We start from the raw sequence: 497 nt of genomic DNA, 5'->3' as shown, positions 1-497 counted from the left end.
GGTCAGCCCTCGTCGAGCGCCAGCAGGTCCGCGACGGTCTCGCGGCGCACGAGCACGCGGCTCGCGCCGTCGCGCACGGCGACCACGGGCGGGCGCGTCAGCAGGTTGTAGTTCGACGCCATCGAGCGGCCGTAGGCGCCGGTCGCCGGGACCGCCAGCAGGTCCCCCGCGCGCACGTCGCCGGGGAGCTGCACCTCGTGCACGACGATGTCGCCGCTCTCGCAGTGCTTGCCGACGACGCGCGCGAGGAGCGGCTCCGCGTGCGACGACCGGCCGACGACCTCCGCGTGGTACTGCGCCGCGTAGAGCGCGGGGCGGATGTTGTCGCTCATGCCGCCGTCGACGGACACGTACGTGCGCACGCGGCCGTCGTCGAGCGTCACGGGCTTGACCGTGCCCACGGTGTAGAGCGTGAGACCGGCCGGCCCGACGATCGCCCGGCCGGGCTCGATCGAGAACCGCGGCAGCGGCGTGCCGAGCTCCGCGGCCACCGCGTC

1 pseudogene is annotated in these 497 nt (G+C 75.3%); it reads right to left on the bottom strand.

Annotation, left to right across the window (positions count from 1 at the left end):
- Positions 1–2: 2 nt before the first annotated feature.
- Positions 3–497 (bottom strand): annotated as a pseudogene (locus tag G3I78_RS47700) (diaminopimelate decarboxylase); the annotation flags it as partial.

It is taken from the genome of Streptomyces sp. SID13726, from assembly GCF_010548375.1.
Lineage (GTDB): Bacteria > Actinomycetota > Actinomycetes > Streptomycetales > Streptomycetaceae > Streptomyces.
This window is presented reverse-complemented; position numbering and strand designations above follow the sequence as displayed.